The 24,760-nt window shown below is 66.4% G+C and carries 28 protein-coding genes; all 28 read right to left on the reverse strand.

What is annotated here, in order from left to right:
• Nucleotides 1-30: 30 nt before the first annotated feature.
• On the reverse strand, nucleotides 31-1,326 hold the full coding sequence (gene secY, locus IE95_RS0112275; RefSeq protein WP_030151922.1) for a preprotein translocase subunit SecY: 1,296 nt from the start codon (nucleotides 1,324-1,326) through the stop codon (nucleotides 31-33).
• A 232-nt stretch (nucleotides 1,327-1,558) separates the two neighbouring features.
• A complete protein-coding gene (gene rplO / locus IE95_RS0112280) occupies nucleotides 1,559-2,131 on the reverse strand; it encodes a 50S ribosomal protein L15 (protein ID WP_030151923.1) in 573 nt (190 codons plus the stop codon).
• A 2-nt stretch (nucleotides 2,132-2,133) separates the two neighbouring features.
• Nucleotides 2,134-2,316, reverse strand: a complete 183-nt coding sequence (gene rpmD / locus IE95_RS0112285) for a 50S ribosomal protein L30 (protein WP_030151924.1) — start codon at nucleotides 2,314-2,316, stop codon at nucleotides 2,134-2,136.
• Nucleotides 2,316-2,972 carry a 30S ribosomal protein S5 gene (rpsE, locus tag IE95_RS0112290; RefSeq protein WP_030151925.1) on the reverse strand — a complete coding sequence of 219 codons (657 nt, stop codon included), beginning with the start codon at nucleotides 2,970-2,972 and terminating at the stop codon, nucleotides 2,316-2,318. The genes rpmD and rpsE overlap by 1 nt, the downstream gene beginning before the upstream one ends.
• A gap of 52 nt (nucleotides 2,973-3,024) precedes the next feature.
• Complete coding sequence (gene rplR / locus IE95_RS0112295) at nucleotides 3,025-3,396, reverse strand: 50S ribosomal protein L18 (protein ID WP_030151926.1); 372 nt, start codon at nucleotides 3,394-3,396, stop codon at nucleotides 3,025-3,027.
• 2 nt (nucleotides 3,397-3,398) lie between these two features.
• Entirely contained in the window at nucleotides 3,399-3,935 is a 537-nt protein-coding gene (gene rplF / locus IE95_RS0112300; protein WP_030151927.1) for a 50S ribosomal protein L6, read from the reverse strand.
• 20 nt (nucleotides 3,936-3,955) lie between these two features.
• Nucleotides 3,956-4,354, reverse strand: a complete 399-nt coding sequence (gene rpsH, locus IE95_RS0112305; protein ID WP_030151928.1) for a 30S ribosomal protein S8 — start codon at nucleotides 4,352-4,354, stop codon at nucleotides 3,956-3,958.
• Between the two features lie 76 nt (nucleotides 4,355-4,430).
• Nucleotides 4,431-4,616: a type Z 30S ribosomal protein S14 gene (locus tag IE95_RS0112310; RefSeq protein ID WP_012867931.1), complete on the reverse strand. Its 186-nt coding sequence runs from the start codon at nucleotides 4,614-4,616 to the stop codon at nucleotides 4,431-4,433.
• Between the two features lies 1 nt (nucleotide 4,617).
• Complete coding sequence (gene rplE / locus IE95_RS0112315) at nucleotides 4,618-5,187, reverse strand: 50S ribosomal protein L5 (protein WP_030151929.1); 570 nt, start codon at nucleotides 5,185-5,187, stop codon at nucleotides 4,618-4,620.
• Nucleotides 5,187-5,528: a 50S ribosomal protein L24 gene (rplX, locus tag IE95_RS0112320; RefSeq protein WP_030151930.1), complete on the reverse strand. Its 342-nt coding sequence runs from the start codon at nucleotides 5,526-5,528 to the stop codon at nucleotides 5,187-5,189. The genes rplE and rplX overlap by 1 nt, the downstream gene beginning before the upstream one ends.
• A gap of 2 nt (nucleotides 5,529-5,530) precedes the next feature.
• On the reverse strand, nucleotides 5,531-5,899 hold the full coding sequence (rplN, locus tag IE95_RS0112325; protein ID WP_021480431.1) for a 50S ribosomal protein L14: 369 nt from the start codon (nucleotides 5,897-5,899) through the stop codon (nucleotides 5,531-5,533).
• Nucleotides 5,900-6,105: 206 nt separating this feature from the next.
• Nucleotides 6,106-6,408: a 30S ribosomal protein S17 gene (gene rpsQ, locus IE95_RS0112330; protein WP_030151931.1), complete on the reverse strand. Its 303-nt coding sequence runs from the start codon at nucleotides 6,406-6,408 to the stop codon at nucleotides 6,106-6,108.
• Between the two features lie 7 nt (nucleotides 6,409-6,415).
• On the reverse strand, nucleotides 6,416-6,655 hold the full coding sequence (rpmC, locus tag IE95_RS0112335; protein WP_030151932.1) for a 50S ribosomal protein L29: 240 nt from the start codon (nucleotides 6,653-6,655) through the stop codon (nucleotides 6,416-6,418).
• Nucleotides 6,655-7,074, reverse strand: coding sequence for a 50S ribosomal protein L16 (gene rplP / locus IE95_RS0112340; protein ID WP_030151933.1), 420 nt, complete (start codon nucleotides 7,072-7,074; stop codon nucleotides 6,655-6,657). The genes rpmC and rplP overlap by 1 nt, the downstream gene beginning before the upstream one ends.
• Nucleotides 7,075-7,076: 2 nt before the next feature.
• A complete protein-coding gene (gene rpsC / locus IE95_RS0112345) occupies nucleotides 7,077-7,919 on the reverse strand; it encodes a 30S ribosomal protein S3 (protein ID WP_030151934.1) in 843 nt (280 codons plus the stop codon).
• Nucleotides 7,919-8,290 carry a 50S ribosomal protein L22 gene (rplV, locus tag IE95_RS0112350; protein WP_030151935.1) on the reverse strand — a complete coding sequence of 124 codons (372 nt, stop codon included), beginning with the start codon at nucleotides 8,288-8,290 and terminating at the stop codon, nucleotides 7,919-7,921. Before rplV ends, rpsC begins: the two co-directional genes overlap by 1 nt.
• Nucleotides 8,291-8,360: 70 nt before the next feature.
• Nucleotides 8,361-8,642, reverse strand: coding sequence for a 30S ribosomal protein S19 (gene rpsS, locus IE95_RS0112355; RefSeq protein WP_012867940.1), 282 nt, complete (start codon nucleotides 8,640-8,642; stop codon nucleotides 8,361-8,363).
• A 14-nt stretch (nucleotides 8,643-8,656) separates the two neighbouring features.
• A complete protein-coding gene (gene rplB, locus IE95_RS0112360) occupies nucleotides 8,657-9,493 on the reverse strand; it encodes a 50S ribosomal protein L2 (protein WP_030151936.1) in 837 nt (278 codons plus the stop codon).
• A gap of 33 nt (nucleotides 9,494-9,526) precedes the next feature.
• Complete coding sequence (gene rplW / locus IE95_RS0112365; protein ID WP_030151937.1) at nucleotides 9,527-9,829, reverse strand: 50S ribosomal protein L23; 303 nt, start codon at nucleotides 9,827-9,829, stop codon at nucleotides 9,527-9,529.
• Complete coding sequence (gene rplD / locus IE95_RS0112370; protein ID WP_030151938.1) at nucleotides 9,826-10,527, reverse strand: 50S ribosomal protein L4; 702 nt, start codon at nucleotides 10,525-10,527, stop codon at nucleotides 9,826-9,828. The genes rplW and rplD overlap by 4 nt, the downstream gene beginning before the upstream one ends.
• Nucleotides 10,528-10,532: 5 nt before the next feature.
• A complete protein-coding gene (gene rplC / locus IE95_RS0112375; protein WP_030151939.1) occupies nucleotides 10,533-11,195 on the reverse strand; it encodes a 50S ribosomal protein L3 in 663 nt (220 codons plus the stop codon).
• 14 nt (nucleotides 11,196-11,209) lie between these two features.
• Nucleotides 11,210-11,518: a 30S ribosomal protein S10 gene (rpsJ, locus tag IE95_RS0112380; RefSeq protein WP_012867945.1), complete on the reverse strand. Its 309-nt coding sequence runs from the start codon at nucleotides 11,516-11,518 to the stop codon at nucleotides 11,210-11,212.
• A gap of 784 nt (nucleotides 11,519-12,302) precedes the next feature.
• Nucleotides 12,303-13,493 carry an elongation factor Tu gene (tuf, locus tag IE95_RS0112385; protein WP_030151940.1) on the reverse strand — a complete coding sequence of 397 codons (1,191 nt, stop codon included), beginning with the start codon at nucleotides 13,491-13,493 and terminating at the stop codon, nucleotides 12,303-12,305.
• Nucleotides 13,494-13,611: 118 nt separating this feature from the next.
• The gene (fusA, locus tag IE95_RS0112390; protein ID WP_030151941.1) at nucleotides 13,612-15,717 is read right to left on the reverse strand and encodes an elongation factor G; all 2,106 of its coding nucleotides are present in this window, start codon (nucleotides 15,715-15,717) and stop codon (nucleotides 13,612-13,614) included.
• A gap of 107 nt (nucleotides 15,718-15,824) precedes the next feature.
• Nucleotides 15,825-16,295, reverse strand: a complete 471-nt coding sequence (gene rpsG / locus IE95_RS0112395) for a 30S ribosomal protein S7 (protein WP_030151942.1) — start codon at nucleotides 16,293-16,295, stop codon at nucleotides 15,825-15,827.
• Nucleotides 16,295-16,669: a 30S ribosomal protein S12 gene (gene rpsL / locus IE95_RS0112400; RefSeq protein ID WP_030151943.1), complete on the reverse strand. Its 375-nt coding sequence runs from the start codon at nucleotides 16,667-16,669 to the stop codon at nucleotides 16,295-16,297. Before rpsL ends, rpsG begins: the two co-directional genes overlap by 1 nt.
• Before the next feature lie 391 nt (nucleotides 16,670-17,060).
• Nucleotides 17,061-20,930, reverse strand: a complete 3,870-nt coding sequence (locus IE95_RS0112405; RefSeq protein WP_030151944.1) for a DNA-directed RNA polymerase subunit beta' — start codon at nucleotides 20,928-20,930, stop codon at nucleotides 17,061-17,063.
• Between the two features lie 126 nt (nucleotides 20,931-21,056).
• Complete coding sequence (gene rpoB / locus IE95_RS0112410) at nucleotides 21,057-24,581, reverse strand: DNA-directed RNA polymerase subunit beta (protein WP_030151945.1); 3,525 nt, start codon at nucleotides 24,579-24,581, stop codon at nucleotides 21,057-21,059.
• Nucleotides 24,582-24,760: the final 179 nt, after the last annotated feature.

A 24,760-nucleotide genomic window follows, 5' to 3' on the forward strand; every position in this document is an offset into this window, starting at 1 on the left:
CCGAGGTGCCCGCAACGGGTGTCGTGTCGGTCAACGCAAGAACCCTTCGTAGTGACGCTGCTGCAGCTGCGAGTCGATCTGCTTGACCGTCTCGAGGCCGACGCCCACCACGATGAGGATCGAGCTACCACCGAACGGGATGTTGGTGCTCACCCCCAGCAGGACCAGGACGAGCGTCGGGATGAGCGCAACGAGCGCGAGGTAGATGGCACCCGCCGAGGTGATGCGGGTGATGACGTAGTCGAGGTACTCCGCCGTGGGGCGGCCGGCCCGGATGCCCGGGATGAAGCCGCCGTACTTCTTCATGTTGTCCGCGACCTCGTCCGGGTTGAACGTGATCGCCGTGTAGAAGAAGCAGAAGAAGACGATGAGGACCACGTAGATCGAGATGTGGATCGGCGAGGCCGGGTCCGCGAGGTAGGTCGTGACCCACTGGACCCACCCTGCCGTCGTGTCGCCGAACTGGGCGATGAGGCCGGGGACCGCGAGCAGCGACGACGCGAAGATGACCGGGATGACGCCGGACATGTTGATCTTGATCGGGATGTAGGTGCTCGAGCCGCCGTACATCTTGCGTCCGACCATGCGCTTCGCGTACTGGACGGGCACACGACGCTGGGACTGCTCGACGAAGACGACCAGGCCGATCACCAGGACGATGACCGCGATCATGATCGTGAAGTTGATCGCGCCGTTCGAGCCGCCCGCGATGGACCACAGCGCCGTGGGGAAGCTGGCAGCGATCGAGGTGAAGATCAGGAGCGACATGCCGTTGCCGACACCACGCTCGGAGATCAGCTCGCCGAGCCACATGATGAGGCCCGTGCCCGCCGTCATGGTGATGACCATGATCGCGGACGTCGCAAAGCTGTCGTCCGGGATGACCGGGACGGGGCAGCCGGGGAAGAGCAGCCCGCTGCGGGCCGTGGTGATGACGGTCGTCGACTGCAGGATCGCGAGGGCGATCGTCAGGTAGCGCGTGTACTGCGTGAGCTTCGCGGTACCGGACTGGCCCTCCTTGTGCAGCGCCTCGAAGTGAGGGATGACCACACGGAGAAGCTGCACGATGATGCTCGCGGTGATGTACGGCATGATGCCGAGCGCGAAGATCGAGAGCTGGAGCAGGGCGCCACCGCTGAACAGGTTCACCATGCCCAGGAGGTTGTTCTGGTCCTGCGTGTCGATGCACTGCTGGACGTTGGCGTAGTCCACACCAGGGGTCGGGATGAACGAGCCCACACGGAAGATCGCCATGATGGCGATCGTGAACAGCAGCTTTCGCCGCAGGTCAGGTGTCCGGAAAGCCCGGGCGAATGCGCTGAGCACCTATCCTCCTGGCCCGCCGAGGCGGGATGTCGTGTCGCCGGTTGGTCGGCGAGATGTGACGCACCCGGCACGGGACGCCATGGGGCACCTTAGCCGCTGCGCCGCGATGGACGGCAAATTGAGACAACCGGCGATGATTCTACGTTCCCCCGAGCAGCGGCGGCACCGGCGGACCACCCCCAGACGCAGACAGGGCCGACAGCGCATCGCGCTATCGGCCCTGTCCTACGTGTCAGTCCTCCGAGACGGAGCCACCGGCCGCAAGGATCTTGTCCTTGGCGGAAGCCGAGAACGCGTCGACCGCGACCTCGAGCTTGACGGTGACCTCACCCGTGCCGAGCACCTTGACGAGCTCGCCCTTGCGGACGGCTCCCTTGGCGACCAGGTCCTCGACGGTGACGGAGCCACCCTCGGGGTACAGCGCGGAGAGCTTGTCCAGGTTGACGACCTGGTACTCCGTGCGGAACGGGTTCTTGAAGCCACGAAGCTTGGGCAGACGCATGTGCAGCGGCATCTGTCCACCTTCGAAGCGCTCCGGCACCTGGTAACGAGCCTTCTGGCCCTTGGTACCACGGCCGGCCGTCTTACCCTTCGACGCCTCACCACGACCCACACGGGTCTTGGCCTTCTTGGCGCCGGGGGCGGGACGGAGGTGGTGGACCTTGAGGGTGCCACCAGCGCCGACGGTCTGCTGCGTCTCGGCCTGGGGGGCCTCGGTCGCCGCAGCCTTCTTGGCAGGAGCCTTCTTCTTCGGAGCGTCGGTCGAAGCCTCGACCGCGGTCTCCTTCTTGGCCTTCTCAGCCATGATCACTCGACCTCCTCAACGGCGACGAGGTGCGCCACCGTTGCGACCATGCCGCGGATCTCCGGGCGGTCCTCCTTCACGGCGGTGTCGCCGATCCGCTTGAGGCCCAGAGTGCGCAGCGTGTCGCGCTGATTCTGCTTGCCGCCGATGGCGGACTTCGTCTGGGTCACCTTGAGTCGAGCCATCACGCACCTACCCCAGCTGCACGTGCACGCAGGAGCGCGGCCGGAGCCACGGCCTCGAGCGGCAGGCCACGACGCGCTGCAACAGCCTCGGGCTGCTCCAGGTTGCGCAGGGCCTCGACCGTCGCGTGCACGATGTTGATCGCGTTGGACGAACCGAGCGACTTGCTCAGGACGTCGTGGATGCCCGCGCACTCCAGCACGGCGCGCACCGGACCACCGGCGATGACACCGGTACCCGGGGCTGCCGGACGCAGGAAGACGACACCGGCGGCTGCCTCGCCCTGGATGGGGTGAGGGATGGTGCCCTGGATGCGGGGAACCTTGAAGAAGTTCTTCTTGGCCTCCTCGACACCCTTGGCGATCGCCGCGGGGACTTCCTTCGCCTTGCCGTAGCCGACGCCGACGGTACCGTCACCATCGCCCACCACGACGAGCGCGGTGAAGCTGAAGCGACGGCCGCCCTTGACGACCTTGGACACGCGGTTGATGGTGACGACGCGCTCGACGAAGGCGTTCTTCTCGGCGGCGTCACCACGGCGACCGTCACCACGGCGACCGTCGCGACGAGCGTCGCCGCGGCCTCCGGAGTTGCGGTCGGTCGACTCGTTGGCGGCACCCGTAGGGGCGCCGGTGTTGCTGCGCTGCCCTGCAGCCATCAGAGAATCCTTTGCTTCCGTACCGTGTACACGGTGGTGGTTTCGGCCATCATCACAGGGACAGACCGCCTTCGCGGGCCCCGTCGGCGACTGCAGCCACCCGGCCGTGGTACTTGTTGCCACCGCGGTCGAAGACGACCGAGTCGACACCAGCGGCCTTGGCACGCTCGGCGACGAGCTCGCCGACCTTGCGGGCCTTCGCGCTCTTGTCACCGTCGAACGACCGCAGGTCGCCCTCGATGGTCGATGCGGAAGCAACGGTCTGGCCGATCGTGTCGTCCACGATCTGCGCCGTGATGTGGCGCGCGGAGCGCGTCACGACGAGGCGGGGACGAGCAGCCGTGCCAGCGATCTTCTTGCGCAGGCGGAGGTGGCGACGCTTGCGCGAGACTGCCTTGCCCTTGCCGAGAACCTTGAGAGCCATCGTTACTTACCAGCCTTTCCGACCTTGCGGCGGACGACCTCGCCGGCGTAACGCACACCCTTGCCCTTGTACGGCTCGGGCTTGCGGATCTTGCGGATGTTCGCAGCGACCTCGCCGACCTGCTGCTTGTCGATGCCCGAGACCGAGAACTTGGTCGGGGACTCCACAGCGAAGGTAATGCCGGCCGGGGCGGAGATCACGACGGGGTGGCTGAAACCGAGAGCGAACTCCAGGTCAGTGCCCTTCGCGGTCACGCGGTAACCGGTACCGACGATCTCGAGCTTCTTCTCGTAGCCCTGGGTGACACCGGTCACCAGGTTCGCGAGAAGGGTGCGGGTCAGGCCGTGCAGAGCGCGCGATGCACGCTCGTCGTTCGGGCGCGTCACCACGAGGGTGTCGGCGTCCTGGGAGACCTCGATGGGGGCGGGGATGGTGTGCTCCAAGGAACCCTTCGGGCCCTTGACCGTCACCAGCGCGCCGCTGATCGTGACATCCACTCCGGCGGGAACCGGAACGGGGATCTTGCCGATACGAGACATGGCGTATCTCTCCTTTCCGATTACCAGACGTAGGCGAGGACTTCTCCGCCCACGCCCTTCTTGGCTGCCTGACGGTCGGTCAGGAGGCCGGAGGACGTGGACAGAATCGCCACGCCGAGGCCACCGAGAACCTTGGGCAGGTTGGTCGACTTCGCGTACACACGCAGACCGGGCTTCGACACGCGGCGCACACCGGCAAGGGAGCGCTCACGGTTCGGGCCGAACTTCAGCTGGATCGTGAGGTACTTGCCCACGGGCGCGTCCTCGACGGTCCAGCCGGAGATGTAGCCCTCGGCCTGCAGGATTTCAGCAATGTGCGACTTCAGCTTCGAGAACGGCATCTGAACCGTCTCGTGGTAAGCCGAGTTCGCGTTACGCAGACGGGTCAGCATGTCTGCGATCGGGTCGGTCATCGTCATTGGGCTTCAGCCCTTCCTCGCCGGGGTATCTGGCCGGTTCCCCGAGGGGAACCGTGCCAGACCTGCGACGTAGTTGTTACCAGCTGCTCTTGGTGACGCCGGGAAGCTCGCCACGGTGTGCCATCTCGCGGACGCAGATACGGCACAGGCCGAACTTGCGGTACACGGAGTGCGGGCGACCGCACTTCTGGCAGCGAGTGTAGGCGCGGACCGCGAACTTAGGCTTTGCGGCTGCCTTGTTGACCAGGGCCTTCTTCGCCATGTCAGTTCTCCTTGAAGGGGAAGCCGAGACGGCGCAGCAAGGAGCGGCCCTCGTCATCGGTCGTCGCCGTCGTCACGATCGTGATGTCCATACCGCGGACGCGATCGATCTTGTCCTGGTCGATCTCGTGGAACATCGACTGCTCCGTGAGACCGAAGGTGTAGTTGCCGTGGCCGTCGAACTGCTTGGCCGAGAGTCCGCGGAAGTCGCGGATACGGGGCAGGGCGATCGACAGCAGGCGGTCGAGGAACTCCCACATGCGGTCACCGCGCAGCGTGACGTGCGCGCCGATCGGCATGCCCTCACGCAGCTTGAACTGTGCGATGGACTTGCGGGCCTTGGTGACCTGCGGCTTCTGGCCGGTGATGGCCGAGAGGTCGCGGATGGCACCCTCGATGAGCTTCGAGTCCTTGGCCGCGTCGCCGACACCCATGTTGACGACGATCTTCGTCAGTCGTGCAACCTGGTTGACGTTCTCGTGGCCGAACTCCTCGAGGAGGCCAGCGACGATCTCGTCGCGGTAGCGCTGCTTGAGACGCGCGATCTCAGGGGCTTGCAGTTCAGTGCTCATCAGATGTCCTTACCGGAACGCTTGGCGACGCGCACGCGAACCTTGCGCGTACGGCCGTCACGCTCGACCTCTTCGGTGCGGTACCCGACGCGGGTGCCCTTCTTGGTCTCCGGGTCGACGACCATCACGTTGCTCACGTGGATCGGCGCCTCGACGACCTCGATGCCACCGGTACGCGTCCCACGCTGGGACTGACCCACCTTGGTGTGCTTCGTGACGCGGTTGATGCCCTCGACGATCACGCGGTCGGAGTCCGTGAGGACCTCGAGCACGCGACCCTGGCTTGCGCGGTCCTTGCCAGAGATGACGACCACCAGGTCGCCCTTCTTGATCTTCGCCATGTTCAGAGCACCTCCGGAGCCAGCGAGATGATCTTCATGAACCGCTTGTCACGCAGCTCGCGGCCCACGGGGCCGAAGATGCGCGTGCCACGGGGCTCGCCGTCGTTCTTGAGGATCACGGCCGCGTTCTCGTCAAACTTGATGTAGGAACCGTCCGGACGACGGCGCTCCTTGGCGGTGCGGACGACGACCGCCTTGACGACGTCGCCCTTCTTCACGTTGCCGCCGGGGATAGCGTCCTTGACGGTTGCGACGATGACGTCGCCGATTCCGGCGTAGCGACGGCCCGAACCACCGAGAACACGGATGCAGAGAATCTCCTTGGCACCCGTGTTGTCGGCGACGCGAAGTCGCGACTCCTGCTGGATCATGTAGTGAACTCCTGTCGTCGAGCTGGTTCTCGCGGAGCGAGCCTTGCCGAACGGATAGCTGTCAGTGCCGGGTCCCTTGCGGGTGAACCGGCCAGGCACGGCGGGGTCCCGCCGTCCTGTCTACTGGTTGCCGCACCTTGGTGCGGCCCGAGACCGGTCGTGACGGGCGGGACTCCCGCCCGTCACGACCTGGTAGGCCGCAAGGCCTACTTGGCCTTCTCGAGGATCTCCACCAGGCGCCACCGCTTGGTCGCGGACAGCGGGCGGGTCTCCATGATAAGGACGAGGTCTCCGACACCAGCAGCGTTCTGCTCGTCGTGGACCTTGACCTTGCTCGTGCGTCGGATGACCTTGCCGTAGAGCGGGTGCTTGACCCGGTCCTCGACCTCGATCACGACGGTCTTGTCCATCTTGTCGCTCACCACGTAGCCGCGCCGCGTCTTGCGGTTGGCGCGCTGCTCAGCGGCCGTCTCGGTCACCGGTGCGGCGTTCGTTGCGTTCTCGCTCATTCCAGCCTCACTCACTCACGCTCGGTGCGGTACGGATACCGAGCTCGCGCTCGCGCAGGATCGTGTAGATCCGCGCGATGTCGCGGCGCACGGCCTTCAGGCGACCGTGGCTCTCCAGCTGGCCGGTGGCCGACTGGAAACGGAGGTTGAAAAGCTCCTCCTTGGCCTTCTTCAGCTCGGCGACGAGCTTCTCGTCGTCGAACGTGTCCAGCTCGCTCGAAGCCAGTTCCTTGGTTCCGATAGCCATCAGTTGCCACCACCCTCGCGCACCACGAAACGGCACTTCATCGGGAGCTTGTGGATCGCGCGGCGCATGGCCTCGCGAGCCAGGGGCTCCGGGACACCGGCCAGCTCGAAGACGATGCGGCCGGGCTTGACGTTGGCGATCCACCACTCGGGCGAACCCTTACCAGAACCCATGCGGGTCTCCGCCGGCTTCTTGGTCAGCGGGCGGTCCGGGTAGATGTTGATCCAGACCTTTCCGCCTCGCTTGATGTGACGGGTCATCGCGATACGAGCAGCCTCGATCTGGCGGTTCGTGACGTACGCAGGCTCGAGAGCCTGGATGCCGAACTCGCCGAACGCGATCTGGTTGCCACCCTTCGAGGCGCCGGAGCGCGAGGGGTGGTGCTGCTTACGGTGCTTCAGCCTGCGCGGGATCAGCATGCTCAGGCCTCCGTTCCGGACTCAGGAGCCTTCTCGGCGACAGGTGCCTCCGCCCCTGCAGCTGCAGGTGCCTCGGACTGTGCCGGACGCTCGTTGCGACGGCCGGCGCCACGACGGTCTCCGCCACGGTCAGGACGGTCGCCACCGCGGGGGCCACCACGGCCCTGGCGGGGAGCGGCGGTCGCCTGCTGCGCAGCGAACTCCTTCTCGGTCATGTCGCCCTTGTAGATCCACACCTTGACGCCGATACGGCCGAACGTGGTGCGGGCCTCGAAGAAGCCGTAGTCGATGTTCGCGCGGAGCGTGTGCAGCGGCACACGGCCTTCGCGGTAGAACTCGGAGCGGCTCATCTCGGCGCCGCCGAGACGGCCCGAGCACTGGACACGGATGCCCTTGGCGCCGGCGCGCTGCGCGGACTGCATGCCCTTGCGCATCGCACGGCGGAAGGACACGCGGCTCGCGAGCTGCTCGGCGATCCCCTGGGCCACGAGCTGAGCATCGATCTCAGCGTTCTTGACCTCGAGGATGTTGAGCTGGACCTGCTTGCCCGTGAGCTTCTCGAGCTCGCCGCGGATGCGGTCTGCCTCTGCGCCACGGCGGCCGATCACGATGCCCGGACGTGCCGTGTGGATGTCCACACGCACACGGTCACGGGTGCGCTCGATCTCGACCTTGGAGATGCCGGCACGCTCGAGGCCGGTGGCCATGAGCTTGCGGATCTGCACGTCCTCACGGACGTAGTCGCGGTACCGCTGTCCGGGCTTGGTGCTGTCGGCGAACCAACGCGACCGGTGGTCGGTGGTGATGCCGAGGCGGTACCCGTGCGGGTGAACCTTCTGTCCCACTATCGGGCCCTTCCCTTCGTGTCTTCGCGCGGAACGAGAACCACGGTGATGTGGCTCGTCCGCTTGAGGATCTGGCTCGCGCGCCCCTGAGCGCGAGGCCGGAACCGCTTGAGGGTCGGGCCCTCGTCCACGAACGCCTGGGCAACGACGAGCTCCTGCTCGTCGAATGCCACGCTCGCGCGGTCGGCCTTCACCCGTGCGTTCGCGATCGCGCTCTCCACGACCTTGCGGATCGGCTCACTCGCGGCCTGCGGTGCGAACTTCAGCACCGCGACGGCCTCGGTGGCCTGCTTGCCACGGATGAGGTCCACGACGCGCCGGGCCTTCTGGGGCGTGACACGGACGAACCGCGCCTGCGCCTTGGCTTCCATTGCTGTCCTGCCTTCTTGTCTCGTCATGACGTTCGGAGTCGTCGTCTCGTGATCTGCGTCTGCACGCAGATCAGCGACGACGGCCCTTCTTGTCGTCCTTCACGTGGCCGCGGAAGGTCCGGGTGGGTGCGAACTCGCCGAGCTTGTGGCCAACCATCGACTCGGTGACGAACACCGGAGTGTGCTTGCGTCCGTCGTGCACGGCAAAAGTGTGACCGAGGAAGTCGGGCGTGATGACCGACCGACGGGACCAGGTCTTGATGACGTTCTTGGTCCCCTTCTCGTTCTGGACGTCCACCTTCTTCTGAAGGTGTCCGTCGACGAAGGGGCCCTTCTTCAGGCTGCGTGGCATCTGTCAGGCTCCTATCAGCGCTTCTTGCCGGTACGGCGACGACGCACGATCAGCTTGTCGCTCGGCTTGTTGGGACGGCGGGTACGGCCTTCAGGCTGGCCCCAGGGGCTCACCGGGTGGCGTCCACCGGAGGTCTTGCCTTCACCACCACCGTGAGGGTGGTCGATCGGGTTCATGGCGACACCACGGACGGAGGGGCGCTTGCCCTTCCAACGCATACGGCCGGCCTTGCCCCAGTTGATGTTCGACTGCTCGGCGTTGCCCACCTCGCCGACCGTGGCGCGGCAGCGCAGGTCGACGTTGCGGATCTCACCGGACGGCATACGCAGCTGGGCGTAGGGGCCGTCCTTGGCGACGAGCTGCACCGACGCACCAGCCGAACGGGCGATCTTCGCGCCGCCACCGGGCTTGAGCTCGATGGCGTGGATGACCGTACCGGTCGGGATGTTGCGCAGCGGCAGGTTGTTGCCGGGCTTGATGTCGGCGCCTGCGCCGTTCTCGATGACGTCGCCCTGCTTCAGCTTGTTCGGCGCGATGATGTAGCGCTTCTCGCCGTCCGCGTAGTGCAGGAGCGCGATGCGTGCCGTGCGGTTGGGGTCGTACTCGATGTGAGCGACCTTCGCGGGCACGCCGTCCTTGTCGTGACGACGGAAGTCGATGACTCGGTATGCGCGCTTGTGGCCACCACCCTTGTGACGGGTGGTGATCCGACCGGTGCTGTTGCGGCCACCGCTCTTGGTGAGCGGACGGACCAGCGACTTCTCCGGCTGCGAGCGCGTGATCTCGACGAAGTCGGCAACGCTCGAGCCGCGGCGGCCGGGCGTCGTCGGCTTGTACTTACGGATTCCCATGGGGATCTGTCCTCAATCTGCTCTCGTCCGGCCTCAGCCGACCGGCCCGCCGAAGATGTCGATCGTGCCCTCGCGGAGGGTGACGATCGCACGCTTGGTGTCCTTGCGCTTGCCCAGCCCGAAACGCGTCCGCCGGGTCTTGCCCTTGCGGTTGATCGTGTTCACGGAGGCAACCTTGACCGAGAAGATCTGCTCGACGGCGATCTTGATCTCGGTCTTGTTGGCCCGCGGGTCCACGAGGAAGGTGTACTTACCCTCGTCGAGGAGCCCGTAGCTCTTCTCGGAGACCACCGGCGCGAGCAGGATGTCGCGGGGGTCCTTCGTCACGGCGGTCACTTCGCGGCCTCCTCGGCCTCGTCAGCTGCTTCCGACTCGGACGCGACGGCCTTGACCGAAGAGCCCGTGGCGGGTCCGGCGAGGAACGCAGCGAGTGCGCCCTCGGTGAAGACCACGTCGTCGGAGACGAGCACGTCGTAGGTGTTCAGCTGGTCAGCGACCAGGAGGTGCACCTGCTCCGCGTTGCGGAGGGACTTGCTCGTCAGCTCGTCGCCGCGCTCCAGCACCACGAGCACGTGCTTGCGGGGAGAGAGGTTGGCGAGCGAGCTGATCGCGGCCTTGGTCGACGGCTGGCCGTCGATCCCGAAGCCGGTCACGACGTGGACACGGCCGGCACGAGCCCGGTCGGAGAGGGCGCCGCGCAGTGCAGCAGCCTTCATCTTCTTGGGGGTGCGCTGGCTGTAGTCGCGCGGCGTCGGGCCGTGAACGACCCCACCACCGGCGAACTGAGGTGCACGGGTCGAACCCTGACGGGCGCGGCCGGTGCCCTTCTGCTTGTACGGCTTGCGTCCACCACCGCGGACCTCGCCGCGGCTCTTGGTGTCGTGCGTGCCCTGACGGGCTGCAGCGAGCTGCGCGACGACAACCTGGTGGATCAGCGGGACGTTCGTCTGGACGTCGAACACCTCGGCGGGAAGGTCGGCGGTGCCGGCCTTCTTGCCCGTGGCGTCGAGGACGTCGACAGTGAGAGCTGCCATGAGTGTCATGCTCCCTTCACGGCGCTACGCACGAGGACGACGCCGCCCTTGGGGCCGGGAACTGCGCCCTTGACGAGCAGCAGACCCTTCTCTGCGTCGACCGCGTGGACGGTCAGGTTCTGCGTGGTCTGACGGTCGAAGCCCATCCGACCAGCCATGCGCACGCCCTTGAAGACTCGCGACGGGGTCGAGGCCCCACCGATCGAACCAGGCTTGCGGTGGTTGCGGTGCGCACCGTGGGAGGCACCCACGCCGTGGAAGCCGTGACGCTTCATGACACCGGCGGTGCCCTTGCCCTTGGTGGTGCCCACGACGTCGACCTTCGCGCCGGCCTCGAAGGCCTCCGCGGTGATCTCCTGGCCGAGGGTGTACTCACCGGCATCGGTGGTGCGGATCTCGGTCACGTGACGGCGCGGCGTGACGCCGGCCTTCTCGAAGTGGCCCTTGAGGGGCTTCGTGACCTTGCGCGGGTCGATCTGGCCTGCGGCCAGCTGGACCGCGGCGTAACCGTCGGTCTCCGCGGTGCGGACCTGGGTCACGACGTTCGTGCCCACGGCGACGACCGTGACGGGGACCAGGCGGCCTGCCTCGTCCCAGAGCTGGGTCATGCCGAGCTTCGTGCCGAGCACGGCCGTGACGGGCCGCTCGTTCTGCTGGGGCGTAGTCATGTTGTCCTCCCGCCTCAGAGCTTGATCTCGATGTTCACGTCCGCAGGCAGGTCGAGACGCATGAGCGAGTCGACGGCCTTCGGCGTGGGATCGATGATGTCGATAAGCCGCTTGTGCGTGCGCATCTCGAAGTGCTCGCGGCTGTCCTTGTACTTGTGAGGCGACCGGATGACGCAGAAGACGTTCTTCTCCGTCGGCAGCGGCACCGGGCCCACGACCGTTGCACCAGCGCGGGTGACAGTGTCGACGATCTTGCGCGCCGAGCTGTCAATCACCTCGTGGTCGTAGGACTTGAGCCGGATGCGGATCTTCTGTCCCGCCATGGCGTCGTCTGACTCTCTCTCTCGAACCGCTAGCTGTCCGACCCCCGCGCTCGGGCGTGTCGCCTATCGCGACCTTCCGAGCGCACGCACCGAGAACGGTGCAGGGCCGTTGGATATGTGAACCGCTCACGCATCGGGCCAACTTCTGGCGCCCGACGGCGTCACAGCCGTTCACAACGTTGTCGAGCCTGTGCAGAACCTGGGTTCCGCGGGGTCCTCGATCTGTGTCGACAGAGAGTTCAACCCGCGGCAACCTCGGAACACCGAGGTCCGCATGCTTAGCGGTTCAACACACTGTTCGACACATGAAAGAGCGCACCCGTAACAGGCAACCTGAACAGTCTGCCACAGGAAACCGTGGAAGACCAATCGTCGTGCGCGCGGCGCCAGCCACTCGGGCCGAACCTCACGCGACGCTCGACGTGCTCACGCGTCGAGCGGCGCACGTCGTCCTTCCAGGGTAACCGCCATGGGGCCTCCTGCCGAACTCTGTGACCAGGGCCACCGTGCCGCCACGGTCGCCAGGCCGGCCTGCACACCGCTGCACGACCGTCCGCGCCACGCTCACCAGCAGGGACGGGACCTGGTCGAGTCCTGAGGAGCACCTCGACGACAGCTCTCTCCAAGGTCGCTGCCCTCGGATCGACTGCCGTCCGCCCCTCGCTCCCCCGGGACGCCGAAGGGCCCGGGTACCTCGCGGTACCCGGGCCCTTCGATCGATCCGTCCCGGAACCCCTGAGCGCGAGGCTCAGGAGCTGCCGGAGTGGATCAGGAGGTCAGAAGATCACTTGATGATCTTCGTGACACGGCCCGATCCGACCGTGCGGCCACCCTCACGGATGGCGAAGCCGAGGCCCTCCTCCATGGCGATCGGCTGGATCAGCTCGACCGTCATCTCGGTGTTGTCACCGGGCATGACCATCTCGGTGCCCTCGGGCAGCGTGATGACGCCGGTGACGTCCGTGGTACGGAAGTAGAACTGCGGGCGGTAGTTCGAGAAGAACGGGTTGTGACGCCCACCCTCGTCCTTGCCCAGGATGTAGACCTGAGCCTCGAAGTCGGTGTGCGGGGTGATCGAACCCGGCTTCACGACGACCTGGCCGCGCTCGACGTCCTCGCGCTTGATGCCGCGGAGCAGCAGACCGGTGTTGTCGCCGGCCTGAGCCTCGTCCATCTGCTTGTGGAACGTCTCGATACCCGTGACCGTGGTCTTCTGCGGGTTGCGGATGCCGACGATCTCGACCTCGGAGTTGACCGCGAGGGTGCCGCGCTCGACCTTGCCGGTGACGACGGTGCCACGACCGGTGATCGTGAAGACGTCCTCGACGGGCATGAGGAAGGGCTTGTCGAGCTCGCGGACGGGCTCGGGGACGTTCTCGTCCACGGCCTCCATGAGGGCCTCGACGGACTTGACCCACTCGGGGTCGCCCTCGAGAGCCTTCAGACCGGAGACGCGGACCACGGGGGCCTCGTCACCGTCGAAGCCCTGCGAGGAGAGGAGCTCGCGCACCTCCATCTCGACGAGCTCGAGGATTTCCTCGTCCTCGACCATGTCGGACTTGTTCAGCGCGACCAGCAGGTAGGGGACACCCACCTGGCGGGCGAGCAGAACGTGCTCACGCGTCTGAGCCATCGGGCCGTCGGTCGCCGCGACCACGAGGATCGCGCCGTCCATCTGAGCGGCACCGGTGATCATGTTCTTGATGTAGTCGGCGTGACCGGGAGCGTCGACGTGAGCGTAGTGACGCTTGTCCGTCTCGTACTCGATGTGCGCGATGTTGATCGTGATACCGCGCTGCTTCTCTTCCGGCGCCTTGTCGATCTCGTCGAACTTGAACTCGGGGTTCACGTCCGGGAACTTGTCGTGCAGCACCTTCGAGATCGCTGCCGTCAGCGTCGTCTTACCGTGGTCGACGTGACCGATGGTTCCGACGTTGACGTGCGGCTTGGTCCGCTCGAACTTGGCCTTCGCCACTGGGGTCCTCCTGGGACTTGGGTAGTTGTGCCGAACGATGCAGATGCACAAGACATCTGCGGGGCGTGCGGGTCGCTACAGGTTGATGGTTGTTACAGGGTCTTCGACCTGTGGGGACTCACTCGCCCCGGGTCTTCTTGATGATCTCTTCGGCAACGTTCCGAGGAACCTCGGCGTAGCTGTCGAATGACATCGAGTACACAGCGCGACCCTGGGTCTTCGACCGCAGGTCACCGATGTACCCGAACATCTCGGACAACGGTACTTGAGCACGGACGACCTTGACACCCGTCGCGTCCTCCATGGACTGGATCATGCCGCGACGAGAGTTGAGGTCGCCGATCACGTCGCCCATGTACTCCTCGGGCGTACGCACCTCGACCGCCATGACCGGCTCCAGCAGAACCGGGTCCGCCCGCTTGACGCCCTCCTTGAGGACCATCGAGCCGGCAATCTTGAACGCCATCTCCGAAGAGTCGACATCATGGTACGCGCCGTCGATGAGCGTAGCCTTCACGCCCACGAGCGGGAAGCCGGCGAGGACACCCAGCTGGAGGGCGGCCTGGATACCGGCGTCGACCGACGGGATGTACTCACGCGGGATGCGACCACCGGTGACGGCGTTCTTGAACTCGTAGAGCTCGCCGCCCTCGGTCAGGTCGAGCGGCTCGAAGGTGACCTGCACCTTGGCGAACTGACCCGAACCACCGGTCTGCTTCTTGTGCGTGTAGTCGATCTTCTCCGCGGTACGGCGGATGGTCTCGCGGTACGCGACCTGCGGCTTGCCGACGTTGGCCTCGACGTTGAACTCGCGACGCATGCGGTCGACGAGGATGTCGAGGTGGAGCTCGCCCATGCCGCCGATGACGGTCTGGCCGGTCTCCTCGTCGAGCTTGACGCGGAAGGTCGGGTCCTCCTCGGCGAGCTTCTGGATGGCGACCGAGAGCTTCTCCTGGTCGGCCTTCGTCTTGGGCTCGATCGCCACGTCGATGACGGGCTCCGGGAAGGTCATGGACTCGAGGACGACGGGGTTCGCGATGTCACACAGGGTGTCACCGGTCGTCGTGTCCTTGAGGCCGATGAACGCGTAGATGTGGCCGGCGCTGCCGAGCTCGACCGCGTTCTCCTTGTTGGAGTGCATCTGGAAGATCTTGCCCAGACGCTCCTTCTTGCCCTTGGTCGCGTTGAGCACCTGGGTGCCCGGCGTGACCTGGCCGGAGTAGACGCGGACGTACGTCAGCTTGCCGAAGAACGGGTGCGACGCGACCTTGAACGCGAGGGCCGAGAACGGCTCCGTGGCGTCGGGGTGGCGCTCGACGACCTTCTCCTCGTCCTTGACGTCGTGGCCGTTGATGGCCGGGACGTCGAGGGGCGACGGCAGGAAGTCGATGACCGCGTCGAGCATGGGCTGGACGCCCTTGTTCTTGAACGCGGAGCCGCAGAGCACCGGGAAGGCCTCGCCCGAGACGGTGAGCTTGCGGATCGCGGACTTGATCTCCGCGACCGTCAGCTCTTCGCCGTTGAGGTACTTCTCGAGGAGCTCCTCGTCGGCCTCGGCGACGTTCTCGACGAGCTCGGCACGGTAGGTCTGCGCCTTCTCGAGGAGGTCCGCGGGGATCTCCTCGACCTCGTACGCCTCGCCCATCTTGGTCTCGCCGCGCCACACGAGTGCGCGCATCTCGAGCAGGTCGACGACGCCCGTGAAGTCGCTCTCGGAGCCGATCGGCAGCTGGATGACCAGCGGCTTGGCCTTGAGGCGGTTCACGATGGTGTCGACCGTGAAGTAGAAGTCCGCGCCGAGCTTGTCCATCTTGTTGACGAAGCAGATGCGCGGGACGTTGTACTTGTCGGCCTGGCGCCAGACGGTCTCGGACTGGGGCTCGACGCCCTCCTTGCCGTCGAACACGGCAACAGCACCGTCGAGCACACGCAGGGAGCGCTCGACCTCGACCGTGAAGTCCACGTGGCCGGGGGTGTCGATGATGTTGATCTGGTTCTTGTTCCAGAAGCAGGTCACGGCGGCAGACGTGATCGTGATGCCGCGCTCCTTCTCCTGCTCCATCCAGTCGGTCGTCGATGCGCCGTCGTGCGTCTCACCGATCTTGTAGTTCACCCCGGTGTAGAACAGGATGCGCTCGGTGGTCGTGGTCTTACCGGCATCGATGTGGGCCATGATGCCGATGTTGCGGACCTTGTTCAGGTCGGTCAGCACGTCAAGTGCCACGGGTACTTCCCCTTTGTGTGGGTTGAGTCGGGGGGCGCTGCTTCTACCGAAGCCGGCCGGACCCGCCGACGGCCCCGGGGGTGATCCCCCAGGGCCGGTCGGGCGGACTACCAGCGGTAGTGCGCGAAGGCCTTGTTGGACTCGGCCATCTTGTGCATGTCCTCACGACGCTTGACCGCGGCACCGAGGCCGTTGCTCGCGTCGAGGATCTCGTTCATGAGGCGCTCGGTCATGGTCTTCTCGCGACGGGCGCGCGAGTAGTCCGTGAGCCAGCGCAGCGCGAGCGTCGTGGAACGCGTGGGGCGCACCTCGACGGGGACCTGGTAGGTCGCGCCACCGACACGGCGCGAACGGACCTCGAGGGCCGGGCGCACGTTCTCGAGAGCACGCTTGAGGACGACGACGGGGTCACCGTCGGTCTTCGCGCGGACACCCTCGAGGGCACCGTAGACGATCGCCTCGGCGGTCGACTTCTTGCCGTCCAGGAGGACCTTGTTGATGAGCTGGGTGACGACCGGGGAACCGTAGACAGGGTCGACGATGAGCGGCCGCTTCGGGGCGGGGCCCTTACGAGGCATTAGCTCTTCTCCTTCTTGGCACCGTAGCGGCTGCGAGCCTGCTTGCGGTTCTTGACGCCCTGGGTGTCGAGCGCGCCACGGACGATCTTGTAGCGGACACCGGGGAGGTCCTTCACACGACCGCCGCGGACGAGCACGATGGAGTGCTCCTGGAGGTTGTGGCCGACACCGGGGATGTACGCGGTGACCTCGATCTGGGACGAGAGCTTCACGCGTGCGACCTTGCGCAGTGCGGAGTTCGGCTTCTTGGGGGTGGTGGTGTACACACGCGTGCACACACCACGCCGCTGCGGGGAACCCTTGAGGGCGGGAGTCTTGGACTTCCCTGCCTTCGAGGTCCGCCCCTTGCGGACGAGCTGCTGGATCGTAGGCACTACGTCTCCGTGTCTTCTCGAGCTGGACCGGGGTGATCCCCGGCGGTGGTCTCAACGGGCTGTGGGTGCCGACGGCAAACGGCACCTGCGACGCTGAGCGTCGCAATCGCCACGTACCACCGGCTCGATGGTCCGGGCTGGACCCACGAACGATCCGAGGATCGGCCGAAGAGCTCAGGCACCGGAATGCTCGCGCACTCACATCGGCACGCTGGAAACGACACAGCGTGCACGACGGCGCGGGCACGGTCTACTACGTTACCTGCCAGGCGGCAGGTAGTCAAAGAGACAGGGGGTGACCTCGGCGCGTCCAGCGCGCCGAGGTCACCCCCTGTGCTACTCGGTCCGCCGTGGCCCGACGACGCAGGGTCGTCGGGCCACGGCGCCGAGGTCAGCGGTAGTCGCCGAAGTCCAGGTCCTCGAGCGGGATCGCCTCGCCGGAGCCCATGCCGAGCCCCTGGAAGTCGATCTCGTCGTAGCCGAAGCTCGGGTAGAGCTCCGTCTTGGCCTGCTCGGTGGGCTCGACCTCGACGTTGCGGTAGCGGGGCAGACCCGTACCGGCCGGGATGAGCTTACCGAGGATGACGTTCTCCTTGAGGCCGAGGAGCGGGTCACGACGACCGCTCATCGCCGCCTCGGTGAGGACACGCGTCGTCTCCTGGAAGGAGGCCGCCGACAGCCACGAGTCCGTCGCGAGCGACGCCTTCGTGATGCCCATCAGCTCGGGACGGCCGGAGGCCGGCTGTCCACCTTCCGACACCGCGCGACGGTTGGCGTCCTCGAAGCGCCCGCGCTCGGCGAGCTCGCCCGGCAGGAGCTGCGAGTCGCCCGAGTCCAGCACGGTCACGCGACGCAGCATCTGCCGCACGATGACCTCGATGTGCTTGTCGTGGATGTCCACGCCCTGGGAGCGGTAGACCTCCTGGACCTCGTCCACCAGGTGCTTCTGGGTCGCGCGGGGGCCGAGGATGCGCAGGACCTTCTTCGGGTCGACCGCACCCTGGACGAGCTGCGTGCCGACCTCGACGTGGTCGCCGTCGCTGACGAGGAGGCGCGAACGCTTCGTCACCGGGTAGGCGAGCTCCTCGGAGCCGTCGTCGGGGGTCAGGACGATGCGGCGCGTGCGCTCCGCCTCGTCGATCGTGATGCGACCCGAGAACTCCGCGATGGGGCCCTCACCCTTCGGGGTACGTGCCTCGAAGAGCTCGGTCACACGGGGCAGACCCTGCGTGATGTCGTCCGCGGAGGCCACACCACCGGTGTGGAAGGTACGCATCGTCAGCTGCGTGCCGGGCTCACCGATCGACTGGGCCGCGATGATGCCGACGGCCTCGCCGATGTCGACGAGCTTGCCGGTGGCCAGCGAGCGCCCGTAGCACTTGGCGCACGTGCCGACGCGGGACTCGCAGGTCAGGACCGAGCGGACCTTGACCGTGTCGATCCCGGCCGCGAGGAGTGCGTCGATGACTAGGTCACCGGCGTCGTCCCCCGCCTTGGCGATGACGTTGCCGTCAGCGTCCTCCATGTCGGAGGCGAGGGTGCGCGAGTAGATGCTCGTCTCGACCTTGTCGTGACGGACCAGGCGGTCGCCGATCTTCTCGCCCACGGGCAGCGTCAGGCCACGCTCGGTGCCGCAGTCCTCCTCGCGGACGATGACGTCCTGCGACACGTCGACCAGACGACGGGTCAGGTAGCCCGAGTCGGCGGTGCGCAGAGCGGTGTCGGCGAGGCCCTTGCGGGCACCGTGCGTCGCGATGAAGTACTCGAGGACCGAGAGGCCCTCGCGGTAGTTGGACTTGATCGGGCGAGGGATGATCTCACCCTTCGGGTTCGCCACGAGGCCGCGCATACCGGCGATCTGACGGACCTGCATCCAGTTACCGCGAGCACCCGAGCCGACCATCGTGTAGACGGTGTTGCGCTCCGGGAAGCTCGAGCGCATCGCGGTCGCGACCTTGTCGGTGGCCTGCGTCCAGATCTCGATGAGCTCCTGGCGACGCTCGTCGTCGGTGATCAGACCACGGTCGTACTCCTGCTGCACCTTCAGGGCACGGGCCTCGTGCTCCTCCAGGATCGCCGCCTTCGCCGCGGGGGTCGCGACGTCGGAGATGGCGATGGTGACACCCGAACGGGTGGCCCAGCGGAAGCCGGCCTCCTTGAGCGCGTCGAGCGAGGCAGCGACCTCGACCTTGGGGTAGGTCTCGGCGAGCTCGTTGACGATCGTCGAGAGCTTCTTCTTGTCGACGATGCCGTTCACGTAGCCGTAGCTCACGGGCAGCGTCTCGTTGAAGAGCGCGCGACCGAGGGTCGTCGCGAAGACGAACGGCTCTCCGGGGACGAAGCCCTCGGGGGCCTCGCCCTCGGCGAAGACCAGACCGTCCATGCGGATGCTGACCTCGGCGTTCAGGTCCAGAGAGCCGGAGTCGAAGGCCATGATGGCCTCGGCGACCGAGCTGAACGCGCGCCCCGCACCCTTGGCGTCCTTCTTGTCGTTCGTCAGGTGGTACAGACCGATGATCATGTCCTGCGAAGGCATGGTCACCGGACGCCCGTCCGACGGCTTCAGGATGTTGTTGCTCGAGAGCATGAGGATGCGCGCCTCTGCCTGGGCCTCGGCCGACAGCGGCAGGTGCACGGCCATCTGGTCACCGTCGAAGTCCGCGTTGAACGCGGCACACACGAGCGGGTGCAGGTGGATGGCCTTGCCCTCGACCAGCTGGGGCTCGAAGGCCTGGATGCCGAGGCGGTGCAGCGTGGGCGCACGGTTGAGCAGCACGGGGTGCTCGGTGATGACCTCTTCGAGGACGTCCCACACGACCGGGCGGGCGCGCTCGACCATGCGCTTGGCGCTCTTGATGTTCTGCGCGTGGTTCAGGTCCACGAGGCGCTTCATCACGAAGGGCTTGAAGAGCTCGAGGGCCATCTGCTTGGGCAGACCGCACTGGTGCAGCTTGAGCTGCGGGCCGACCACGATGACCGAACGGCCCGAGTAGTCGACACGCTTGCCGAGGAGGTTCTGACGGAATCGACCCTGCTTGCCCTTGAGCATGTCGGAGATCGACTTCAGAGGACGGTTGCCGGGGCCCGTGACCGGGCGACCACGACGGCCGTTGTCGAAGAGCGAGTCCACAGCTTCCTGCAGCATGCGCTTCTCGTTGTTGACGATGATCTCCGGGGCGCCCAGGTCGAGGAGACGCTTGAGGCGGTTGTTCCGGTTGATCACGCGGCGGTACAGGTCGTTGAGGTCCGAGGTCGCGAAGCGGCCACCGTCGAGCTGCACCATGGGGCGCAGGTCCGGCGGGATGACCGGGACGGCGTCCAGCACCATGCCTGTGGGCGAGTTGGTCGTGGTCAGGAACGCGTTGACGACCTTGAGGCGCTTGAGGGCGCGGGTCTTCTTCTGGCCCTTGCCGCTGCGGATGATCTCGCGCAGCAGCTCGGCCTCGGCGACCAGGTCGAAGTCCTGAAGACGCTTCTGGATCGCCGCGGCGCCCATCGAGCCCTCGAAGTAGTTGCCGTACCGGTCCTGGAGGGCGCGGTAGAGCATCTCGTCGCCCTCGAGGTCGGCGACCTTGAGGTTCTTGAAACGGTCCCAGACCTGGTCCAGGCGGTCGAGCTCGGCGTCGGAGCGCTTGCGGATCGCCGCCATCTCGCGCTCGGCCGAGTCCCGGACCTTGCGACGGGCGTCGGCACGAGCACCCTCTGCCTCGAGCGCGGCCAGGTCGGCCTCGAGCTTCTGGGCGCGGGTGTTGATGTCGTTGTCGCGACGGTCCGTGATCTCCTTCTTCTCCAGGTCGATCTCGTTCTGGAGGTTGGGGAGGTCTTCCTGACGGCCCTCGACGTCGACCGACGTGATCATGTAAGCGGCGAAGTAGATGACCTTCTCGAGGTCCTTCGGCGCCAGGTCGAGGAGGTAACCGAGGCGGGAGGGCACACCCTTGAAGAACCAGATGTGCGTGACAGGGGCGGCGAGCTCGATGTGGCCCATGCGCTCACGGCGCACCTTCGAGCGCGTCACCTCGACGCCGCAGCGCTCGCAGATGATGCCCTTGAAGCGCACGCGCTTGTACTTGCCGCAGTAGCACTCCCAGTCCCGGGTGGGGCCGAAGATCTTCTCGCAGAAGAGTCCGTCCTTCTCGGGCTTGAGGGTGCGGTAGTTGATGGTCTCAGGCTTCTTGACCTCGCCGTGAGACCAGTCACGGATGTCGTCTGCCGTGGCCAGTCCGATACGCAGCTCGTCGAAGACATTGACGTCGAGCAAGGTGGTCCTACTTCCTTCGTCTGCCGGCCTGTCCGGGGTTCGTCCCGGCCGGCGCGGTGGAGGTGCTACAGAGTGTCGGGTGGCGGTGGGGGCGTTCGTTCACGGACGCCCCCACCGCTTCCGAGATCAGATCTCGTCGATCGTGGATGCTGCGTTGGGGCGACGCGAGAGGTCGATGCCGAGCTCCTCGGCAGCGCGGTACACGTCGTCGTCGGACTCACGCATCTCGATGGAGACACCGTCGCTCGAGAGCACCTCGACGTTCAGGCAGAGCGACTGCATCTCCTTCAGGAGGACCTTGAAGGACTCCGGGATGCCCGAGTCGGGGATGTTCTCGCCCTTGACGATCGCCTCGTAGACCTTCACGCGGCCCGGGACGTCGTCGGACTTGATCGTCAGCAGCTCCTGGAGGGTGTACGCCGCGCCGTATGCCTCGAGCGCCCACACCTCCATCTCGCCGAAACGCTGTCCACCGAACTGCGCCTTACCACCCAGCGGCTGCTGCGTGATCATCGAGTACGGACCGGTCGAGCGGGCGTGGATCTTGTCGTCCACCAGGTGGTGGAGCTTCAGGATGTACATGTAGCCCACGGAGACCGGCTCCGGGAACGGCTCGCCGGAGCGGCCGTCGAACAGACGTGCCTTGCCGTCGCGGCCCACCATGCGGTTGCCGTCGCGGTTCGGGAGCGTCGTGGAGAGCAGACCCGTGAGGGCCTCCTCCTCGAGCCCGTCGAAGACCGGCGTCGCGACGGGGCGGCCCGGCTCGGACGAAGCAGCGACCGCAGGGACGTGCTCCTTCCAGGACAGGTCGCCCTCGCCGGCTGCGCAGTCGGTCTGCGAGATGTCCCAGCCCTGCTTCGCGACCCACCCGAGGTGGGTCTCGAGGACCTGGCCGACGTTCATACGACCGGGGACACCCAGCGGGTTGAGGATGACGTCCACCGGGGTGCCGTCCTCGAGGAAGGGCATGTCCTCGACGGGGAGGATCTTCGAGATGACACCCTTGTTGCCGTGACGGCCGGCGAGCTTGTCGCCGTCCGTGATCTTGCGTCGCTGCGCGATGTACACGCGAACCAGCTGGTTCACTCCCGCGGGCAGCTCGTCGCCGTCCTCGCGGTTGAACTCGCGGACGCCGATGACGGTGCCGGACTCGCCGTGGGGAACCTTGAGCGACGTGTCGCGGACCTCGCGGGCCTTCTCACCGAAGATGGCGCGCAGGAGGCGCTCCTCGGGGGTCAGCTCGGTCTCACCCTTGGGCGTGACCTTGCCGACGAGCACGTCGCCCGCGCCGACCTCTGCGCCGATGCGGATGACACCGCGCTCGTCGAGGTCCGCCAGGACGTCCTCGGAGACGTTCGGGATGTCCCGCGTGATCTCCTCGGGGCCGAGCTTCGTGTCACGGGCGTCGACCTCGTGCTCCTCGATGTGGATCGAGGACAGGACGTCGTCCTGCACGAGGCGCTGCGACAGGATGATCGCGTCCTCGTAGTTGTGGCCTTCCCAGGACATGAACGCGACGAGCAGGTTGCGGCCGAGCGAGAGCTCGCCCTCGTCCGTCGCAGGGCCGTCGGCCAGCACGGAGCCGACCTCGACGCGAGCACCCTCGTCGACGACGACACGCTGGTTGTACGACGTGCCCTGGTTCGAGCGGCGGAACTTCGCCGCGCGGTAGCTCGTCGTGGTCGCGTCGTCGTTCGCGACGACGATCAGGTCCGCGGAGACCTCGGTGACGACACCGGGCTTGGTCGCGACGATGACGTCACCGGCGTCGATGGCTGCACGGCGCTCCATGCCGGTGCCCACGAGCGGGGCCTCGGAACGGACCAGGGGCACGGCCTGACGCTGCATGTTGGCACCCATGAGTGCGCGGTTCGCGTCGTCGTGCTCGAGGAACGGGATGAGGGCGGTCGCGACCGACACCATCTGGCGCGGCGAGACGTCCATGTAGTCGACCTCGGTGCCGAGGACGTCGGCCGTCTCGCCACCCTTGGTGCGGACCAGGACGCGCTCGGCACGGAACGACCCGTCGGCGTTGAGCTCGGTGTTCGCCTGGGCGATGACGTAGCGGTCCTCGTCGTCGGCCGTCAGGTAGACGACCTCGTCGGAGACCTTGCCCGCCTCGACCTTGCGGTACGGCGTCTCGATGAACCCGAACGGGTTGATGCGCCCGTAGGAGGCGAGCGAGCCGATCAGACCGATGTTCGGGCCCTCAGGGGTCTCGATGGGGCACATGCGGCCGTAGTGCGACGGGTGGACGTCACGGACCTCCATGCCGGCGCGGTCACGGGACAGACCACCCGGGCCCAGCGCGGACAGACGACGCTTGTGCGTCAGGCCGGCGAGCGGGTTGTTCTGGTCCATGAACTGCGAGAGCTGCGAGGTGCCGAAGAACTCCTTGATCGACGCCACCACGGGGCGGATGTTGATCAGGGTCTGCGGCGTGATCGCCTCGACGTCCTGGGTCGTCATGCGCTCGCGCACGACGCGCTCCATGCGGGACAGGCCCGTACGGACCTGGTTCTGGATGAGCTCACCCACGGCACGGATACGACGGTTGCCGAAGTGGTCGATGTCGTCGGTCTCGACGCGGATCTCGACGGGCTCGCCGGCACGCGTGCCGGGGAGGGTCGTGACCTCGGCGTGCAGGGCCGCGAGGTACTTGATCGTCGCGACGATGTCCGTGACGGACAGCGTGGAGTCGCCCAGGGGCGCGTCGACGCCGAGCTTCTTGTTCGCCTTGTAGCGGCCGACCTTCGCGAAGTCGTAGCGCTTGGGGTTGAAGTAGAAGTTCTCGAGGAGCGAGCGACCGGCCTCGACCGTGGGCGGCTCGCCCGGACGGATCTTGCGGTAGAGGTCGACGAGCGCCTCTTCCTCGGTGTGGACGTGGTCCTTCTCGAGCGTGTCGAGCACCGACGGGAAGTCCGCGAACTCCTCGCGGATCTGCGACTCGGTCAGGCCGAGGGCCTTGAGCAGGACCGTGACGGACTGCTTGCGCTTGCGGTCGACGCGGACGCCGACGGCGTCGCGCTTGTCGATCTCGAACTCCAGCCACGCACCGCGCGAGGGGATGATCTTCGCGGAGTAGATGTCCTTGTCGCTGGTCTTGTCTGCCTGGCGCTCGAAGTACACACCGGGCGAACGGACGAGCTGCGAGACGACGACGCGCTCGGTGCCGTTGATGATGAAGGTGCCGCGTGCGGTCATGAGCGGGAAGTCGCCCATGAAGACCGTCTGGCTCTTGATCTCACCGGTGTTGTAGTTCACGAACTCCGCGGTGACGAAGAGCGGCGCGGCGAAGGTGAAGTCCTTCTCCTTGCACTCCTCGGCCGAGTACTTCGGGGGCTCGAAGCGGTGGTTGGAGAAGGAGAGAGACATGGAGGAGCCGAAGTCCTCGATCGGGGAGATCTCCTCGAAGATCTCCTCGAGACCCGACGTCGCGGGGACGTCCTGGCGCCCGGCGGCGGCCGCGGCGTCGACGCGTGCGCGCCACGCCGGGTTGCCCAGCAGCCAGTCGAAGCTCTCGGTCTGGAGCCCGAGCAGGTCGGGCACCTCGAGAGGCTCGTAGATCTTGGCGAAAGATACGCGCCGGGAAGCGGTGCGGTTCGCGATAGCGTCGGCGGACGGAGCAGAAGGGGTGCGCGAGGCAGCCAAGAGGGGTCCTTCCCTGCAGATCGATTGCACGCTGTACGCTGCGTGGCTGGAGGACCTCTTCCCCCTGAGGCTGCCGTGGTGCACGATGGACGCACACCGAAGACGGTCCGGGCAGTTCAGAGGGTGCCGAGGGCACACGCGAGCGCAAAGCGCTAGCATACCCGGCCCAGTCAAGCGTG

Origin of the sequence: Oerskovia turbata (assembly GCF_000718325.1) — a bacterium.
Lineage (GTDB): Bacteria > Actinomycetota > Actinomycetes > Actinomycetales > Cellulomonadaceae > Oerskovia > Oerskovia turbata.

Coding starts and splice junctions, on each gene's coding strand:
- rplO (WP_030151923.1), bottom strand. CDS start 2,131: ATGGCTGAGAAGGCCAAGAAGGAGACCGCGGTCGAGGCTTCGACCGAC.
- rpmD (WP_030151924.1), bottom strand. CDS start 2,316: ATGGCTCGACTCAAGGTGACCCAGACGAAGTCCGCCATCGGCGGCAAG.
- rpsE (WP_030151925.1), bottom strand. CDS start 2,972: ATGGCTGCAGGGCAGCGCAGCAACACCGGCGCCCCTACGGGTGCCGCC.
- rplR (WP_030151926.1), bottom strand. CDS start 3,396: ATGGCTCTCAAGGTTCTCGGCAAGGGCAAGGCAGTCTCGCGCAAGCGT.
- rplF (WP_030151927.1), bottom strand. CDS start 3,935: ATGTCTCGTATCGGCAAGATCCCCGTTCCGGTTCCCGCCGGAGTGGAT.
- rpsH (WP_030151928.1), bottom strand. CDS start 4,354: ATGACGATGACCGACCCGATCGCAGACATGCTGACCCGTCTGCGTAAC.
- IE95_RS0112310 (WP_012867931.1), bottom strand. CDS start 4,616: ATGGCGAAGAAGGCCCTGGTCAACAAGGCAGCCGCAAAGCCTAAGTTC.
- rplE (WP_030151929.1), bottom strand. CDS start 5,187: ATGAGCACTGAACTGCAAGCCCCTGAGATCGCGCGTCTCAAGCAGCGC.
- rplX (WP_030151930.1), bottom strand. CDS start 5,528: ATGGCGAAGATCAAGAAGGGCGACCTGGTGGTCGTCATCTCTGGCAAG.
- rplN (WP_021480431.1), bottom strand. CDS start 5,899: ATGATCCAGCAGGAGTCGCGACTTCGCGTCGCCGACAACACGGGTGCC.
- rpsQ (WP_030151931.1), bottom strand. CDS start 6,408: ATGAGCGAGAACGCAACGAACGCCGCACCGGTGACCGAGACGGCCGCT.
- rpmC (WP_030151932.1), bottom strand. CDS start 6,655: ATGGCTATCGGAACCAAGGAACTGGCTTCGAGCGAGCTGGACACGTTC.
- rplP (WP_030151933.1), bottom strand. CDS start 7,074: ATGCTGATCCCGCGCAGGCTGAAGCACCGTAAGCAGCACCACCCCTCG.
- rplV (WP_030151935.1), bottom strand. CDS start 8,290: ATGGAAGCCAAGGCGCAGGCGCGGTTCGTCCGTGTCACGCCCCAGAAG.
- rpsS (WP_012867940.1), bottom strand. CDS start 8,642: ATGCCACGCAGCCTGAAGAAGGGCCCCTTCGTCGACGGACACCTTCAG.
- rplB (WP_030151936.1), bottom strand. CDS start 9,493: ATGGGAATCCGTAAGTACAAGCCGACGACGCCCGGCCGCCGCGGCTCG.
- rplD (WP_030151938.1), bottom strand. CDS start 10,527: ATGGCAGCTCTCACTGTCGACGTCCTCGACGCCACGGGCAAGAAGGCC.
- rplC (WP_030151939.1), bottom strand. CDS start 11,195: ATGACTACGCCCCAGCAGAACGAGCGGCCCGTCACGGCCGTGCTCGGC.
- rpsJ (WP_012867945.1), bottom strand. CDS start 11,518: ATGGCGGGACAGAAGATCCGCATCCGGCTCAAGTCCTACGACCACGAG.
- rpsG (WP_030151942.1), bottom strand. CDS start 16,295: ATGCCTCGTAAGGGCCCCGCCCCGAAGCGGCCGCTCATCGTCGACCCT.